Source organism: Pseudomonas sp. FW507-12TSA, from assembly GCF_058781435.1.
In genome coordinates, this window is sequence record NZ_JBYSWT010000011.1 from 58,034 (window position 1) to 73,811 (window position 15,778).

The following is a 15,778-nucleotide window of genomic DNA, read 5'->3' on the forward strand; positions in this document are numbered from 1 at the left end:
TGGATTGATCATTCGCCCAGGCAGACACTGTCGTCATCCTACAGGAGGACAAGATGATGAAAGGTCAAAAGGGTTATCTGTTGGTCCAGTCGTTCCACGGCTTCTCGCTCGCGGCCTTGTGGCACAAGGTCGCGCGCTGGTACGTCCTGAGTCATGAGCGGCGGATGCTGGCGGGCTTGAACGATGAGGCGCTCAAGGATATCGGCTTGTCCCGGGCGGATGTGGAGCACGAACGGGCGCGGCCGTTCTGGGACGATCCGTTGTTGAAATGAGTGCCCGCCGGTTCGCTGGCCAACGGCGTGCCGTTTCAGTGCACAGGTAGTTCGAAAGCGGGCCGCACCAGGGTTTGTACTCGGTTGCGGCCCTTGCCCTTGGCGTCGTACAGCGCTTCGTCGGCCTGGGATAGCAGGCGCGAAAGGTCATAGTCCGGGGCCTGGCTGGTCACCACGCCGATACTGACGCTGAGCAGCCCGGGCTCGAGCAACGTCAGGTCGGCGAAGGTTTCGCGGATGCGCTCGGCCACCCGTACCGCCTCTTGCTCATCCACCGCCGCCAGCAGGCAGGCGAACTCCTCGCCGCCGATACGGCCGAAGGCGTCGTTGGCGCGCAAGGTGCGCACCAATACCTGGCTGAAGGCGATCAGCGCCTGGTCGCCGGTCTGATGGCCGAAGGCGTCGTTCAGGCGCTTGAAGTGGTCGAGGTCGCACAACAGCAACGCCACTGGTACGCCTCGCCGTTGGCAGCCGGCCAGCAACCGTTCGCCATTGGCCATGAATGCCCGGCGATTGCCGATCCCTGTCAGGGCATCACAGAAAGCCGCGGCCTTGAAGCGTCGCTCCACTCGTTCCTTGACCATGGCCAGGGTCACGTAGGCAATGCCGATCACGTAGACCATCGATTCGAACAGCATGAACGAAAAGAACGGTACGCCTTCGCCTTGGCCATCCAGGGCCTGGGCCAGCCCCAGGCCCTGGTCGATGACGCTGCGCACGACATAAAAGCAGGTATGCAGGATGGTCAGTACCAGGGCCGGGACATAGGCCACTTCCAGGCTCCGGCGGCTGCGCCAGAACTCCAGGGCCGTCAGTGCTCCATAACCACCCGCCAGCAGCGAGTACACCGTGACCCGTACCGGCATCGATTCATGGAAGGCCGGGACCAGGCACAGTGCCAGCCACAGGCCGGCGCCGGCGAGCATGCCGGCGACATGGGGTTCACGTCCGGCGAAGATCCGCATCGCCGTCCAGTTCAGGGCCGCGCTGAACAACAGGACCACGTTGCCGAGCACGACGGGAACCCAATGCGCCCCGTGATGGCGCCAGCTCACCAGCACCACGCCAATCGATGCAAGCAGCATCATGCTGCCCAGATAGGCCAATGGCCGTTCGCGGCTTTCCCGCAGCCAGGCATGCAAGGTCAGCAGGCCCATCAGGAAGAAGATGAACACGGATACCACGAGCAAGGTGGGGAGGTGCAGCGTCATATCCTGGTTCTCATCAGCAAGGGCGGAGCGGAAAACAACCGCCGGTGCGGCTCATTGCCATTAGTGGGCGCGATTGTAGCCAGAACGGTGACCGGAGGGGGCAGTAACTGGTGCGCTGCAAAGGCGGCGAGTTTGCGCTTGCAGGGCAGTGCGGTGCTATCGATGGCTGCCCGGGTCGGTCGGTGTCGCGAAAATGCCCGGCGCCTGGCTATCCAAGTGGGGTGCGGCTGCGTTAGCGTGCGGGCAGACAAGGAGCATCCCATGACCGCAGCCCATTCCTTTTCCCTCAAGCAGGCTCGTCGACTGGCCCTGGCCGCCCAGGGGTTTGGCGGTCGCCAGCCGCCAGCGGCGATCAAGGCCGCGCGGCTCAACCAGCAGATAGAGCGCCTGGGCTTGTTGCAGATCGATTCGGTCAATGCCCTGGTGCGCGCCCACTACCTGCCGCTGTTCTCCCGCCTTGGACGTTATCCACAGCAGTTGCTGGACCAGGCCGCCTGGAGCCAGGGACGGCGACGTACCTTGTTCGAATACTGGGGGCACGAGGCGTCGCTGTTGCCGATGTCCATGTACCCGCTGATGCGCTGGCGGATGCAGCGGGCCAGCCAGGGCCAGGGCATCTATTCGCAGCTGGCGCGTTTTGGCTACGAACACCAGGCGACCATCGGCCGGGTCCTGGCCGCTGTCCAGGAACGAGGCGCGCTGGGCGCCGGCAGCCTGTCCACCCGTGAGGAGCGTGCGGGCCCATGGTGGGACTGGAGCGCAGAGAAGCACGCCCTGGAGTGGCTGTTCGCCGCCGGGGAAGTGACGGTGGCCGGGCGTCGTGGTTTCGAGCGCCTGTACGATTTGCCGGAGCGGGTGATCCCCCAGGCGATTCTGTGCCAGCCGCTGCCGGACGAGGCCCAGGCCCAGCGCCGACTGCTGTTGCAGGCGGCGCGGGCCCTGGGCGTGGCCACGGAAAAGGACCTGCGCGATTACTTTCGCCTCGATCCGGCGGACAGCCGTGCCCGGCTGGGCGAATTGCTCGAAGACGGCCAGTTGCTGGCCTGCCAGGTTCAGGATTGGCGCCAGCCGGCCTATTGCCTGCCCGAGGCCAGGGTCCCGCGCAAGGTCGCTGCCAGTGCCTTGCTGTCGCCCTTCGACTCGCTGATCTGGGAGCGCAGCCGCACCGAGCGCCTGTTCGATTTCCGCTATCGGCTGGAGATCTACACACCGCAGCACAAGCGGGTCTATGGCTACTACGTGCTGCCGTTCCTGCATGACGAGCGTATCGCCGCGCGGGTCGATCTGCGGGCGGAGCGGGCCCTGGGGCGCCTGGCGGTGCATGCGGTGCACGAGGAAACCCCCGGCCTGGACGAGCAGGGCATCCAGGCCCTGGCCGGGCAACTGCGGCAGATGGCGGATTGGCTGGGGCTGGCGGATATCCAGCTCAATTGTCAGCGCGAGGGGGCACGGCGTCTGCGCCAGGTCCTGGCCTGAGCGCCGCGCGCCATGGCTGGCGCGGCGCTGTGAGCGAGCCTAGCGCTTGACCTGCTTGAGGGTCTCGGCGATCAGAAATGCCAGTTCCAGCGACTGGTCGGCGTTCATCCGCGGGTCGCAGTGGGTGTGGTAGCGGTCCGACAGGCCATCTTCGGTGATGGGGCGGGCGCCGCCGATGCATTCGGTGACGTTCTGCCCGGTCATTTCGATATGGATGCCGCCGGCATAGCTGCCTTCGGCCTGGTGCACCTGGAAGAACTCCTTGACCTCGGTGAGGATCTGCGCGAAATCGCGGGTCTTGTAGCCGCTGCTGGCCTTGATGGTGTTGCCGTGCATCGGGTCTGAACTCCAGAGCACCCGCTTGCCTTCGCTTTCCACCGCGCGGATCAGCCGTGGCAGGTGGTCGCCGACCTTGTTGGCGCCCATGCGCACGATCAGGTTGAGTCGGCCGGGGTCGTTGGCCGGGTTGAGGATGTCGATCAGGCGGATCAGCTCGTCGCCGTTCATGCTGGGGCCGACCTTGACCCCGATCGGGTTGTTCACCCCGCGCAGGAATTCCACATGGGCGCCATCGAGTTGCCGGGTACGGTCGCCGATCCACAGCATGTGCGCCGAGCAGTCGTAGTAGTCGTTGGTCAGGCTGTCGCGCCGGACGAAGGCTTGTTCATAGTTGAGCAGCAGCGCTTCGTGGGCGGTGAAGAAGCTGGTCTCGCGCAGTTGCGGCGAGCTGTCCAGGCCGCAGGCGCGCATGAAAGCCAGGGTTTCATCGATGCGATCGGCCAGTTGGCTGTACTTTTCGGCCAGGGCCGAGTTGGCGATGAAGTCCAGGTTCCACTTGTGCACCTGGTGCAGGTCGGCGAAACCGCCCTGGGCGAAGGCGCGCAGCAGGTTGAGGGTGGCGGTGGCCTGGTGGTAGGACTGCAGCAGGCGCTCCGGGTCCGGTACCCGGCTCTTTTCATCGAAACCTATGCCATTGACGATATCGCCACGGTAGGCGGGCAGGGTCACGCCGTTGACCGTCTCGTCGTTGGCCGAGCGTGGCTTGGCGAACTGGCCAGCCATGCGCCCGACCTTGACCACCGGGCAGCCGGCGGCAAAGGTCATGACGATGGCCATCTGCAGCAGCACCTTGAAGGTGTCGCGGATCTTTGCCGCGGAGAACTCGGCGAAACTCTCGGCGCAATCCCCGCCTTGCAGCAGGAAGGCCCGGCCCTGGGTGACTTCGGCGAACTGGCGGCGCAACTCCCGGGCCTCCCCGGCGAATACCAGGGGCGGATAGCTGGCCAGGGTCTGCTCGACCTTGAGCAGGTGTGCCGCGTCGGGGTAGTGGGGTTGTTGCTGGATCGGCAAGGCGCGCCAGCTGTCGGGGCTCCAGGGTTGGCTCATCGCAGACTCGAATGCTTTACGTTGGGATGGGCATGTTAGCAGCAAATTAGTGCGTGACCTGTTCCTGCGCCTTGGTCGACAATCGCGCCTTTGCGCTCGCTACCGAGCGGCAGGTTTACCGCCCTGGCAAGGTTCCCGGCCCGGGCGACGAGGAGATGAAATGACTGAGGAACGCGTCGAACGCGTACTGGCCGAGGTTCACGACGAGTTCGGCATGATCCGGGTCCTGGAAGTGGCCGATTACCGCTTCCTCGAATTCGGTGAGGCCATCGAGCAAAGCTGCGTGTTTACTGCCGACCCCAGCTGGCTGGAGTACGACTACACCCGGGCCATGCTGATCGGCGCGCTGTGCCATGACGCACCGGAGAGCGCGCTGTTTCTTGGGCTTGGCGCCGGCACCCTGACCCAGGCGTGCCTGAAGTTCTTGCCCCTGGAGGACGTCGAGGCCATCGAGCTGCGTCCGGACGTGCCGCGCCTGGCCATCCAATACCTGGGGCTGGACGATGATCCGCGTCTATATATAAGGATCGGCGATGCCCTGGAGCTGCTGGAAAGCGCCGAGCCCGCCGACCTGATCTTCGTCGACCTGTATACCGATGTCGGACCGGGCGTCGGGCACCTGGCCTGGGGGTTCCTGGAAAACTGCCAGAAGCGTCTCAATCCGGGTGGCTGGCTGGTGATCAACCAATGGGCCACCGATGACGGCAAGCCCCTGGGCGCCGCATTGCTGCGCGGCCTCTATCACCGCCACTATTGGGAGCTGCCGGTGAAGGAGGGCAACGTGATCCTGATCGTCCCGGCTGACCTGGAGCAGGAGCTGGACATGCCGGGCCTGGTCGCCCGGGCCGAGGCCCTGGCACCGCGCCTGGGGTACTCGTTGCATTCGTTGATCAAGGACATCCGGCCCGCTACCTGAGCGGACGCGTCTGGCAGCGCTGGCGGCCAGGCTCGCCGGGGCGCGCCAGGTCGACAAGCCACGACGTGCTTGCATCGCGCAAGTGGCACCGTGGCCCGGGAGATCCGGACGCCATTCTCTGCAGCAGGCGAGGCAGTTTGCCGCAGTGGCTTGGCGTCACGAGGTGAACCGTTTAAGCCAGAGGCCCGAATACGCTTGGGTTCGAGCCCGATGGCCGGCCTTCCGAAACGGCGCAAAGCCTGTGGTAGTCGGGGGTTTGGCGGATTTTTCCGACAAAAAAAACTCCCTTTTTTGAGTAATTCCGGTATAGTGCGCGCCGGCCTTTAGCAGGGCCTCGTTTAGGTAACGCATTTCCCCGAAGTCAGCTTCGGCTGCTTGTCCGCTTCGCGGACTATCCTTGACGTTCATTTCTTTCAATCGTTTTCGCAAATCCCCGCCGACAAAGCTGCCAGGGTGACTCATCGAGTCTTACACGGCATGCGCAGCTTTGGAGCATGGGTCTTTGCGGATGCACTTAGAGGCAGACCCATGACCCAGGAAATCGGCGGCTTCGCCGCTCTTGAACTTCATCCCAGTATTGTTGCTGCAGTAGTCGCCACCGGCTACGAAGAGCCTTCGGCCATTCAGCAGCAATCGATCCCGATCATCCTCGCCGGTCACGATATGATTGGCCAGGCGCAAACCGGTACCGGTAAGACCGCTGCCTTTGCCCTGCCTATCCTGCACCGCATCGATCCGTCCAAGCGCGAGCCGCAAGCTCTGATCCTGGCCCCAACCCGCGAGTTGGCGCTACAAGTAGCAACCGCCTTTGAAACCTACGCCAAGCAAATGCCGGGCGTGACTGTTGTGGCCGTCTACGGCGGTGCGCCGATGGGCCCACAACTCAAGGCAATCCGTAACGGCGCACAGATCGTTGTCGCCACCCCGGGCCGTCTGTGCGACCACCTGCGTCGTGACGAGAAGGTCCTGGCCACCGTGAACCACCTGGTTCTCGACGAAGCCGACGAAATGCTCAAGCTGGGCTTCATGGATGACCTGGAAGTGATCTTCAAGGCCATGCCCGAATCCCGCCAGACCGTACTGTTCTCGGCCACCCTGCCGCAGTCGATCCGCGCGATCGCCGAGCGTCACCTCAAGGATCCGAAGCACGTCAAGATCCAGAGCAAGACCCAGACCGTCACCGCGATCGAGCAGGCCCACCTGCTGGTTCACGCCGACCAGAAGACTGGCGCGGTCCTGAGCCTGCTGGAAGTCGAGGACTTCGACGCCCTGATCATGTTCGTGCGCACCAAGCAAGCGACCCTGGACCTGGCCAGCGCCCTGGAAGCCAAGGGCTACAAGGCCGCCGCGCTGAACGGCGATATCGCCCAGAACCAGCGTGAGCGCGTCATCGACTCCCTCAAGGATGGCCGCCTGGACATCGTTGTGGCCACTGACGTCGCCGCCCGTGGCCTGGACGTACCGCGCATCACCCACGTATTCAACGTGGACATGCCTTACGACCCGGAATCCTACGTCCACCGTATCGGCCGTACCGGTCGTGCGGGTCGCGAAGGTCGCGCGCTGCTGCTGGTGACTCCACGCGAGCGTCGCATGCTGCAAGTGATCGAGCGTGTGACCGGGCAGAAAGTGGCTGAAGTCCGCCTGCCGGACGCCCAGGCCGTACTCGACGCGCGCATCAAGAAGCTGACCAACGGCCTGGCGCCACTGGTAGCTGACGCCGAGGCGTCCCATGGCGACCTGCTGGACCGCCTGACCGCCGACATCGGTTGCAGCCCGCGCGCCCTGGCCGCGGCCCTGCTGCGCAAGGCCACCAATGGCCAGGCGCTGGATCTGGCGACCATCGAGAAAGAGCGTCCGCTGGTGCCGAACAATGCCCCACGTGGCGAGCGTTCCGAGCGTTACGGCGACCGTCCTGATCGTGGTGATCGCGAGCGTCGCGCTCCGGCTCCACTGGCTGAAGGTCGTGCTCGTTGCCGTACCGCGCTGGGCGCCCGTGATGGCATCGCCGCCAAGAACCTGTTGGGTGCGATCCTCAACGAAGGTGGCCTGGCCCGTGAAGCCATCGGCCGTATCCAGGTACGCGACAGCTTCAGCCTGGTAGAGCTGCCGGAAGACGGTCTGGACCGCCTGCTGGCCAAGCTCAAGGACACTCGCGTTGCCGGCAAGCAGCTCAAGCTGCGTCGCTACCGCGAGGATTGATCCGCTCCCTGGGCTGATCGATCACGCATGAAAAATCCCCGGCTGGTCCGGGGATTTTTTTGCCCGGGATTTACCCGCGCTTCAGCCGAAGCGATAGATGTCCATGCCCAGCGCGCCCATGGTGAAACCCTGGTGGGCCAGGCTGAATGCGCCACCAGCGCCCCGGGCGAAATACAGCGGCAGCAGATGTTCGTCGCTGGGGTGGCTGCGTACGGCATGGGGCGCCTGTCGCCGGTAGTCATGCAGCGCGGCCTGGTCGTCGCTGGCCAGCTTGTCGATCATCCAGTCGCGAAAGGCCAGGGCCCAGGGGGTGACGCTTTCCGGGCCGGCATGCCAGTCCAGTTCCCGCAGGTTGTGGGTGATGCTGCCGGAACCGATCAGCAGCACGCCTTGCTCGCGCAGGCTGGCCAGGGCCTGGCCGATGCGGGTCTGCAGCGCCGGGCCCTGCTGGCTGGGCAGGGACAGCTGGACCACCGGAATGTCCGCCTGCGGGTACATCAGCGACAGCGGGACCCAGGTGCCATGGTCGAAGGGCCGTTGCTCGTCGAGTCGCGCCGGCAGGCCATTGGCCGCCAGCAATTGCACGACCTGGGCGGCCAGCCCGGGATCGCCAGGCGCCGGGTACTGCACGGCGAACAGGGCGGCGGGAAAGCCGCCGAAGTCATGCCAGGTCTCCGGGTGCGGATGGGCGCTGACCCGCAGGTCGGGGCTTTCCCAGTGGGCCGACACCACCAGGATCGCCCGCGGCCGGGGCAATTGCGCCGTCAGGCGGGCCAGGGCAGGGCCGCTGTCGCCGGGCTCCAGGGCCAACATGGGAGAACCATGGGAAATGAACAGGCTGGGGAGCATGAAGAAGGTCCTGAGGGTTAAGATGCGCCATCTTCAATCAGATCATTGATCTAAATCTAATATAAGTTTTAGGGCTTTTTGATCGAATTCCAAGGACATTCCATGCAAGCGGACTTTTGGCACAAACGCTGGGAAAGCGACCAGATCGGCTTCCACCTGGCGCAGGTCAATCCTTATCTTCAGCAGTACTGGCCGGGGCTTGGGCTCGCTGACCAGGCCCGGGTGCTGGTACCGCTGTGCGGCAAGAGCCTGGACCTGGCCTGGCTCGCCAGTCGCGGGCATCAGGTGCTGGGGATCGAGCTGTCGGAAAAGGCGGTGGAGGATTTCTTCCGCGAACACCAGTTGCAGCCGCAGGTCAGCCAGCAAGGGGCGTTCAAGGTCTATGCCCATGGGGCGATCCAGCTCTGGTGCGGCGACATCTTCGCCCTGGCCGCCGAGGATGTCGCTGGCTGCACGGCCCTATACGATCGCGCGGCCATGATCGCCCTGCCGCGGCAGATGCGCCAGCGCTATGCCGCGCACATCAATGGCTTGTTGCCCCATGGTAGCCGTGGGCTGCTGATTACCATGGACTACGACCAGGCGCAGCTCGACGGGCCGCCATTCGCCGTGCTGGACGATGAGGTGCGCGAGAGCCTGGAGGGTAGCTGGCAGCTGCAGGTGGAGACCGAGCGCGACATCCTCGGTGAAAGCTGGAAGTTCCTCCAGGGCGGGGTCACCCGGCTGGTGGAGCGGGTCTACCGCCTGGAGAAGACCGGCACCCGCTGAGCTTTTCCACGACCATGAAAAAGGGCGACTCGCGTCGCCCTTCTTGTTGTTGCCGGAGTGGATCAACCGCGACGGCGCAGGGCGTCGATACGGTCTTCCAGCGGTGGGTGGCTCAGGAACATCCGGGCCAGGCCCTGCTTGATACCGCCGTTGATGCCGAAGGCATTCAGGGTATCGGGCATGTGCACCGGCAGGCCCTGTTCCGAACGCAGGCGCTGCAGGGCGCCGATCATCGCATTGGTGCCGGCCAGGCGCGCACCAGCTTCGTCGGCGCGGTATTCCCGTTGGCGCGAGAACCACATGACGATGGCGCTGGCGAGGATGCCCAGGACCAGCTCGGCGAAGATGGTCGCCACGTAGTAGGCCATGCCCTGGCCTTCCTCGTTCTTGAAGATCACCTTGTCGACGAAGTTGCCGATGATCCGCGCGAAGAACATCACGAAGGTGTTCACCACGCCCTGGATCAGCGCCAGGGTCACCATGTCGCCATTGGCGACGTGGCCGATCTCATGGGCCAACACGGCCCGCACTTCATCGGGGGAGAACCGCTCCAGCAGCCCTTGGCTGACAGCTACCAGGGCATCGTTCTTGTTCCAGCCGGTGGCGAAGGCATTGGCCTCGTAGGCCGGGAAAATCCCCACTTCGGGCATCTTGATGCCGGCTTCGCGGGACAGTTGTTCAACGGTCTGCAACAACCATTGCTCATGGCGGGTGCGCGGCTGGGTAATGATCTGCGTGCTGGTGCTCATCTTCGCCATCCACTTGGAGATGAACAGCGAGAACAGCGAGCCGGCGAAACCAAAGACCGCACAGAAAATCAGCAGCTGATTGAGGTTCAGATCAACCCCGTTGGCCGCCATGAACCCGTTGAAGCCGAAAAGGCTCAGGGTAATGCTGGCAATCAGCACGACCGCAAGGTTAGTGGCCAAAAACAGCAGGATTCGCATCATGGTTGTAGAAATCTCCTCAAGCTAAAGATGTAGCGTTCCGCGGGGGTATATAAGGCGCGGCAAGCACCGATTCAACACGGCTTCTATTTCAAACTATGTCGCATGGGGCGGGGCATGACAGGCGTGTGGCAAGTTCATGACCGATCGCCGTGGACGACCGTCGTCCAGCTGCGACGCAGACGCTGTGACAGTGGTAACGACGGAAAGTGCAAGCTTAGTAGAAGGGGGGCGGGGAGGGTCAGTGAAGATGTGTTGCTGAATTAATCGCAGTGCGATCCGCGAAAGATCGCACTGCGTTTGAGAAATTACTGACGATAGGACTTGAGGAAGTTGCCGATCCGGCCAATGGCCTGTTCCAGGTCGTCGACCCGGGGCAGGGTCACTACCCGGAAGTGGTCCGGCCATGGCCAGTTGAAGGCGGTGCCTTGCACGACCAGGAGCTTCTCGGAAAGCAGCAGGTCGAGGACGAACTTCTCGTCGTTGTGGATCGGGCAGATCTTCGGGTCGATCCGCGGGAAGGCATACAACGCGCCCATGGGCTTGACGCAGCTTACGCCGGGTATGTCGTTGAGCAGTTCCCAGGTGCGGTTGCGCTGCTCCAGCAGGCGGCCAGGCGGCAGGACCAGGTCGTTGATGCTCTGGTAGCCGCCCAGGGCGGTCTGGATCGCATGCTGGCTGGGCACGTTGGCGCACAGGCGCATGTTGGCCAGCATGTCGATGCCCTCGATGTAGCTCTGGGCATGCTGCTTGGGACCGGAAATGGCCACCCAGCCGGAGCGGAAGCCGGCCACGCGGTAGGACTTGGACAGGCCGTTGAAAGTCAGGCACAGCAGGTCCGGGGCCAGGGAGGCGGTGCAGATATGCACGGCGTCATCGTAGAGGATCTTGTCGTAGATCTCGTCGGAGAACACCACCAGGTTGTGCTGGCGTGCCAGCTCCAGCATGCCCAGCAGCACTTCCCTGGGATATACGGCGCCGGTGGGGTTGTTCGGGTTGATGATCACCAGGGCCTTGGTGTTCGGGGTGATCTTGGCCTTGATGTCGGCGAGGTCGGGCCACCAGTTGGCCTGCTCGTCGCACAGGTAGTGCACCGGGTTGCCGCCGGCCAGGCTCACCGCGGCGGTCCACAGTGGATAGTCGGGGGCCGGAACCAGCACTTCGTCGCCATTGTTGAGCAGGGCCTGCATGGCCATCACGATCAGCTCGGATACGCCGTTGCCCAGGTAGATATCCTCGATGCCGATGCCTTCCACCTGCTTCTGCTGGTAGTACTGCATCACTGCCTTGCGCGCGCTGAACAGGCCCTTGGAGTCGCTGTAGCCCTGGGCGGTCGGCAGGTTGCGGATCACATCCTGGAGAATCTCGTCCGGCGCCTCGAAGCCAAAGGGCGCTGGGTTGCCGATGTTCAGCTTGAGGATGCGATGGCCTTCCTCTTCCAGGCGTTTGGCGTGCTTGAGCACTGGGCCGCGAATGTCATAACAGACGTTGGCGAGCTTGTTCGATTTGCTGACCTGCATGGCGATGTGTTCCCGAAAATGAACGATCCAGGCGGAGGATGAACTACCGTACTGGGAATCCTGCCGTCCTACACCGGGCTGTAGCCCGCACCGGCTGCGGCAAAATCCGTTTGAATGGGTGTAGCGCGGCTGCCAGACTGGCGTCTGACGAGGCGCAATCATACGTGCCGCCCGATCCGTGGAAAAGATACAGATCGGGCTTTTTCCGTTGCAGAGGAAGGACCATGGAAAAGCTGGAAAAAACCCTGGAAGAATGGCGAGCGATGCTCGATCCGGAGCAATACAACGTCTGCCGGCTCAAGGGCACCGAACGCCCGTTCTCGGGCAAGTACAACGGCACCAAGACCGACGGGGTGTACCACTGCGTCTGCTGTGGCGAGCCGCTGTTCGACTCCAGGGCCAAGTTCGATTCCGGTTGCGGTTGGCCGAGCTTCTACGAGCCCATCGCCGACAGCGCGATGATCGAGATCCGCGACCTGAGCCACGGCATGATCCGCACCGAAGTGGTTTGCGCCAAGTGCGATGCGCACCTGGGCCATGTGTTTCCCGATGGCCCGCCACCCACCGGCCTGCGCTATTGCATCAATTCCGTCTGCCTGGATCTGGTAGCCCGCTAGGCGGTAAGGCGGGGCGATAAGCTAAGGAAAATGTAGGGGCGAGGCTGGCCCGCACTGGGCTTCAGGGCGCTGCGTTTATCCAGTCAATACGCGCAGCGTTGACGATCATCGCGAGCAAGCTTCGCTCCCAAGGAGGATCACCTCGCTCGACTGACGGGAATCAGGCTCCATGGAGCCGACTTTTCGTGATTTAAATTGCATGCAATCTAATCGAGCACTATTTTTATCCGTTCCTAATCTCGAGTGGAGTTGCTGCCATGACCGATGCGTTGCTGACTATCCCCTGCACCACCATCAAGGGCGAGCAGAAGACCCTGGCGGATTTCGCCGGCAAGGCCGTGTTGGTGGTCAACACCGCCAGCAAATGCGGCTTCACCCCGCAATACAAGGGGCTCGAGCAGTTGTGGCAGTCCTACAAGGATCGGGGTCTGGTGGTCCTGGGCTTTCCGTGCAATCAGTTCGGCCAGCAGGAACCGGGCAACGAGGGGGCGATCTCGGAGTTCTGCGAGCTCAACTACGGCGTCAGCTTCCCGCTGTTCAAGAAGATCGAGGTCAATGGCGCCGGTGCCCATCCGCTGTTCGTCCAGTTGAAGAAGCGCGCCCCCGGACTCCTGGGCTCCCAGGGCATCAAGTGGAATTTCACCAAGTTCCTGATCGGCCAGGACGGCAAGCTGGTCAAGCGTTTCGCCCCGACCACCAAACCCCAGGATCTGGCCGGCGAGATCGAAGCCCTGCTCAAATGAACCGGCTGCCCGATGCTTCGCTGCAACTGGACAGCCAGCTGTGTTTCAAGCTGTATGCCGCTTCGCGAGCGGTGGTGCGCGGCTACAAGCCGATGCTCGACCAGCTCGGCCTGACCTACCCGCAGTACTTGGTGATGCTGGTGTTGTGGGAGTGGCACGGGACGCCGCCGGCGCTGCCCACGGTAAAGGCTTTGGGGGAGCGCCTGGCCCTGGACTCCGGCACCTTGACGCCCCTGCTCAAGCGCCTGGAACAGTTGCAGTTGGTGCAACGCCGACGTTCCGGACGCGATGAGCGCGAGGTGCACCTGAGCCTGAGCGATACCGGGCTGGCCTTGCGTGAGCAGGTCAGGCCGCTCAAGGCGGCGCTGTTGTGCGAAAGCGGCGTCGATCTCGACAGCCTGGGCCCGTTGCGCGAACAGCTCGACCGCCTGTTGCTGCAGCTCAGAGCTTGCTCGTAGTCGGTACCCACAGGTCCAGCAGGGCGATCAGTTCTTCGCGCCTGAAGGGCTTGGCCAGGTAGTCGCTCATGCCGGCGGCCCGGCAGCGCTCGCGCTCCTCGGGCATGGCATTGGCGGTCAGGGCGATGATCGGCAGGTCCGGCCAGCGCCCGCTGCGGCGAATTTGCCGGCTGGCCTCGTAGCCATCCATGACCGGCATGTTGCAGTCCATCAGGATCAGGTCGAAATCGCTGTGTTCCAGCTGGTTGAGGGCTTCGGCCCCATGCACGGCCACGGTCACTGCGCAGCCGAGCTTGCTCAGCATGCCCTTGGCCACCAGTTGGTTCACCGGGTTGTCTTCCACCAGCAGGATGTTCGCCCGGCGGATCTGCACCGGCATCTCCAGTTGCGCATCGTTGAGGGTGACGGTTTCGGCCTGCAATGAACGACGCAGGGTCTGGTACAGGGCGTTGCGTGCCAGAGGCCGGGCTTGTTGCTGCAGGGGGGCCAGGGCGCTGGCCTCCTCGCTGGGCAGGAAGCTGCCGTAGGCGGTCACCAGCAGGATCGGGGCGCTGATGGCCGGGCGCAGGCCGAACAGGCACTCCGGGCAGTCGGTGACCAGCAAGTCAGGATTGAGTCCGGCCAGCGAATCCTCGATGTCGCAACGCTGGTAGGCCAGGCCCCAGGCCGGCAACAGGCTCGACAGCAGCTCGGACAGGCCGCTGCCGCTATCGGTGATGGCGATGATCTTGCCGGACAGGCGCGGCGGCACGGTGGCCGGGGCGTGGCTGGGCAGCGGCAGGTCGGCGCAGAACTGGCTGCCGAACCCCACTTCCGAGCTGATGCTCAGGCGGCCGTTCATGGCCTCGCAGAGGTTGTAGGTCAGGGCCAGGCCCAGGCCAGTACCGCCGTACTGGCGGGTGATCCCGGCGCCGGCCTGGGTATAGGGCTGGAAGATCTTCACCTGGGCTTCCTGGGCGATGCCGATGCCGGTGTCGCAGATCTCGATGCGCACGCCATCGGCCAAGGTGCTCAGGCGCACGTCGACCCGGCCGAAACGGGTGAACTTGAGAGCGTTGGACAACAGGTTGCTGACGATCTGCCGCACCCGCATCGGGTCGCCCAGCACCAGCGCCGGAAAGTCCGGGGCCACCAGGCAGGTGAGCTCGACGCTGGCCGCGGCGTTCTGCGACAGCAGGTTGGCGGTGTCCTCCACCAGCACCCCGAGATCGAAGGGGATGCGCTCGAGCTCCAGTTGCCCGGCGTCGAACTTGGACATGTCGAGGATATCGTTGAGCAGTTCGACCAGCACCTTGCCGGAGTCATGGGCGATGGATAGCTGCTGGCGTTGTTCGGGGTTCAGCGGACTGTCCAGGGACAGGGCGATCATGCCCAGCAGGCCGTTGAGCGGCGTGCGGATCTCGTGGCTCATGTTGGCCAGGAAGGCCGAGCGGGCCTGGGCCATGTCCAGGGCGGTCCGCCGGGCGGCTTCCAGCTCCTCGTTGGATTGGCTGAGGCTGGCGTTGCTGGCCTTGAGTTCGGTGGTGCGCGCCGAAACGATGTTCTCCAGCTGCCCGAGGTACTCGGTCAGGCGGTTCTCGGCATTGCGCCGCTGCTGGATCTCGGTGGCCATTATCTCGAACTGCTGGTTGGCCACCTTGACCAGGACTCCGACTTCGTCGTTCTCGTGGCCATGGGGGAAGTCCAGCTTGGCCTGCCGCGAGCCCCGTGGGTCACGGCTGCTGAGTTCGCGGATCACCCCCACCAGGGGCTTGGTCAGCATCACGTAGAACAACCCGAGCAGGATCCCGGTGAGGATCAGGCTGCGCACGAAACCATTGAGCAGGGTGACTTCGGCGCGGCGCAGGAAGCGGCTACCGAAGGCGTAAGTATCGACGTCCAGGTGCAGGGTGCCGAGGGATTCCTCCGGCAGGTGGCTGAGGTAGAGGCGGTCTTCGAATTGCCGGTCGGCGCCGAACAGGAAGTCGCTGATGGCCCGATAGCGGCTCTGCAACGGCGGGCGCTCGACGTTGGCCAGCAGGGTATTGTTGTTGTCGATCAATTGCGCACGAATGATCGCCGGGGAGCGCAACAGGCCCAGGGTCAGTTCCTGTGCCAGCTCGGCGTCGATGTTGTAGGCGATGCGTGAGGCCGGGTTGTGGCTGATTTCCAGCAGCGAGTGGATTTCACGATTGATGGAGGCGTCTTCGCTGGCATAATCGATACCGATTTGCACCAGACTGAGCGCGGTCCCCAGAATGAAACCCACCAACACGGTGAGCCGGGCCTGTTTATAGGACAGGCGGTTGGTGAACTTGATATCCATGGGGGGTTGAACCACTTTCGTTTCCCTTCGCTGCGCAAGCATAGCTGATCATCTTGGGTTGCCGGCTTGGCCTGGCAGCAGCTGACAGGGCCTTTGGACCCGTTGATC

The 15,778-nt window shown here is 63.7% G+C and carries 14 protein-coding genes; 8 read left to right on the plus strand and 6 right to left on the minus strand.

The window, feature by feature from the left end:
* Positions 1-56 precede the first annotated feature (56 nt).
* A complete protein-coding gene (locus AC3WK8_RS12670; RefSeq protein WP_031320250.1) occupies positions 57-272 on the plus strand; it encodes a DUF1127 domain-containing protein in 216 nt (71 codons plus the stop codon).
* A gap of 35 nt (positions 273-307) precedes the next feature.
* On the opposite strand, the gene AC3WK8_RS12675 is transcribed toward AC3WK8_RS12670, so the two are convergent.
* The gene (locus AC3WK8_RS12675; RefSeq protein WP_207245119.1) at positions 308-1,483 is read right to left on the minus strand and encodes a GGDEF domain-containing protein; all 1,176 of its coding nucleotides are present in this window, start codon (positions 1,481-1,483) and stop codon (positions 308-310) included.
* A 261-nt stretch (positions 1,484-1,744) separates the two neighbouring features.
* On the opposite strand from AC3WK8_RS12675, the gene AC3WK8_RS12680 reads away from it, so the two are divergent.
* Positions 1,745-2,959, plus strand: a complete 1,215-nt coding sequence (locus AC3WK8_RS12680; RefSeq protein ID WP_103324924.1) for a winged helix-turn-helix domain-containing protein — start codon at positions 1,745-1,747, stop codon at positions 2,957-2,959.
* A 39-nt stretch (positions 2,960-2,998) separates the two neighbouring features.
* Here AC3WK8_RS12680 and AC3WK8_RS12685 read toward each other — a convergent pair whose 3' ends face one another.
* Entirely contained in the window at positions 2,999-4,345 is a 1,347-nt protein-coding gene (locus AC3WK8_RS12685) for a class II 3-deoxy-7-phosphoheptulonate synthase (RefSeq protein ID WP_085596738.1), read from the minus strand.
* 160 nt (positions 4,346-4,505) lie between these two features.
* Between AC3WK8_RS12685 and AC3WK8_RS12690 the strand changes: the two genes are divergently transcribed.
* Together AC3WK8_RS12690 and AC3WK8_RS12695 are read left to right on the plus strand one after the other, a co-directional pair.
* On the plus strand, positions 4,506-5,261 hold the full coding sequence (locus tag AC3WK8_RS12690; RefSeq protein ID WP_103324925.1) for a spermidine synthase: 756 nt from the start codon (positions 4,506-4,508) through the stop codon (positions 5,259-5,261).
* Between the two features lie 528 nt (positions 5,262-5,789).
* Positions 5,790-7,463, plus strand: a complete 1,674-nt coding sequence (locus tag AC3WK8_RS12695; protein ID WP_022640059.1) for a DEAD/DEAH box helicase — start codon at positions 5,790-5,792, stop codon at positions 7,461-7,463.
* Positions 7,464-7,544: 81 nt separating this feature from the next.
* Here AC3WK8_RS12695 and AC3WK8_RS12700 read toward each other — a convergent pair whose 3' ends face one another.
* Positions 7,545-8,312: a DODA-type extradiol aromatic ring-opening family dioxygenase gene (locus tag AC3WK8_RS12700; RefSeq protein WP_103324926.1), complete on the minus strand. Its 768-nt coding sequence runs from the start codon at positions 8,310-8,312 to the stop codon at positions 7,545-7,547.
* 102 nt (positions 8,313-8,414) lie between these two features.
* Here AC3WK8_RS12700 and AC3WK8_RS12705 point away from each other — a divergent pair, with 102 nt between their 5' ends.
* Positions 8,415-9,080: a thiopurine S-methyltransferase gene (locus tag AC3WK8_RS12705; RefSeq protein ID WP_103324927.1), complete on the plus strand. Its 666-nt coding sequence runs from the start codon at positions 8,415-8,417 to the stop codon at positions 9,078-9,080.
* Positions 9,081-9,142: 62 nt separating this feature from the next.
* Here the strand turns inward: AC3WK8_RS12705 and htpX are convergent, their stop codons facing one another.
* Together htpX and AC3WK8_RS12715 are read right to left on the minus strand one after the other, a co-directional pair.
* On the minus strand, positions 9,143-10,030 hold the full coding sequence (gene htpX / locus AC3WK8_RS12710; RefSeq protein WP_022640055.1) for a protease HtpX: 888 nt from the start codon (positions 10,028-10,030) through the stop codon (positions 9,143-9,145).
* A gap of 305 nt (positions 10,031-10,335) precedes the next feature.
* Positions 10,336-11,547, minus strand: a complete 1,212-nt coding sequence (locus AC3WK8_RS12715; protein WP_053133119.1) for a pyridoxal phosphate-dependent aminotransferase — start codon at positions 11,545-11,547, stop codon at positions 10,336-10,338.
* 224 nt (positions 11,548-11,771) lie between these two features.
* Here AC3WK8_RS12715 and msrB point away from each other — a divergent pair, with 224 nt between their 5' ends.
* From msrB to AC3WK8_RS12730, 3 genes are all read left to right on the plus strand, one after another.
* Positions 11,772-12,164, plus strand: a complete 393-nt coding sequence (gene msrB, locus AC3WK8_RS12720; protein WP_022640040.1) for a peptide-methionine (R)-S-oxide reductase MsrB — start codon at positions 11,772-11,774, stop codon at positions 12,162-12,164.
* Between the two features lie 257 nt (positions 12,165-12,421).
* Entirely contained in the window at positions 12,422-12,907 is a 486-nt protein-coding gene (locus AC3WK8_RS12725) for a glutathione peroxidase (RefSeq protein ID WP_022640039.1), read from the plus strand.
* A complete protein-coding gene (locus AC3WK8_RS12730) occupies positions 12,904-13,365 on the plus strand; it encodes a MarR family winged helix-turn-helix transcriptional regulator (protein WP_085596733.1) in 462 nt (153 codons plus the stop codon). The genes AC3WK8_RS12725 and AC3WK8_RS12730 overlap by 4 nt, the downstream gene beginning before the upstream one ends.
* On the opposite strand, the gene AC3WK8_RS12735 is transcribed toward AC3WK8_RS12730, so the two are convergent.
* The gene (locus tag AC3WK8_RS12735) at positions 13,349-15,670 is read right to left on the minus strand and encodes a hybrid sensor histidine kinase/response regulator (protein ID WP_103324928.1); all 2,322 of its coding nucleotides are present in this window, start codon (positions 15,668-15,670) and stop codon (positions 13,349-13,351) included. The two genes, AC3WK8_RS12730 and AC3WK8_RS12735, sit on opposite strands and share 17 nt — an antisense overlap.
* Positions 15,671-15,778 lie beyond the last annotated feature (108 nt).

Coding starts and splice junctions, on each gene's coding strand:
- AC3WK8_RS12670 (WP_031320250.1), top strand. CDS start 57: ATGAAAGGTCAAAAGGGTTATCTGTTGGTCCAGTCGTTCCACGGCTTC.
- AC3WK8_RS12675 (WP_207245119.1), bottom strand. CDS start 1,483: ATGACGCTGCACCTCCCCACCTTGCTCGTGGTATCCGTGTTCATCTTC.
- AC3WK8_RS12680 (WP_103324924.1), top strand. CDS start 1,745: ATGACCGCAGCCCATTCCTTTTCCCTCAAGCAGGCTCGTCGACTGGCC.
- AC3WK8_RS12685 (WP_085596738.1), bottom strand. CDS start 4,345: ATGAGCCAACCCTGGAGCCCCGACAGCTGGCGCGCCTTGCCGATCCAG.
- AC3WK8_RS12690 (WP_103324925.1), top strand. CDS start 4,506: ATGACTGAGGAACGCGTCGAACGCGTACTGGCCGAGGTTCACGACGAG.
- AC3WK8_RS12695 (WP_022640059.1), top strand. CDS start 5,790: ATGACCCAGGAAATCGGCGGCTTCGCCGCTCTTGAACTTCATCCCAGT.
- AC3WK8_RS12700 (WP_103324926.1), bottom strand. CDS start 8,312: ATGCTCCCCAGCCTGTTCATTTCCCATGGTTCTCCCATGTTGGCCCTG.
- AC3WK8_RS12705 (WP_103324927.1), top strand. CDS start 8,415: ATGCAAGCGGACTTTTGGCACAAACGCTGGGAAAGCGACCAGATCGGC.
- htpX (WP_022640055.1), bottom strand. CDS start 10,030: ATGATGCGAATCCTGCTGTTTTTGGCCACTAACCTTGCGGTCGTGCTG.
- AC3WK8_RS12715 (WP_053133119.1), bottom strand. CDS start 11,547: ATGCAGGTCAGCAAATCGAACAAGCTCGCCAACGTCTGTTATGACATT.
- msrB (WP_022640040.1), top strand. CDS start 11,772: ATGGAAAAGCTGGAAAAAACCCTGGAAGAATGGCGAGCGATGCTCGAT.
- AC3WK8_RS12725 (WP_022640039.1), top strand. CDS start 12,422: ATGACCGATGCGTTGCTGACTATCCCCTGCACCACCATCAAGGGCGAG.
- AC3WK8_RS12730 (WP_085596733.1), top strand. CDS start 12,904: ATGAACCGGCTGCCCGATGCTTCGCTGCAACTGGACAGCCAGCTGTGT.
- AC3WK8_RS12735 (WP_103324928.1), bottom strand. CDS start 15,670: ATGGATATCAAGTTCACCAACCGCCTGTCCTATAAACAGGCCCGGCTC.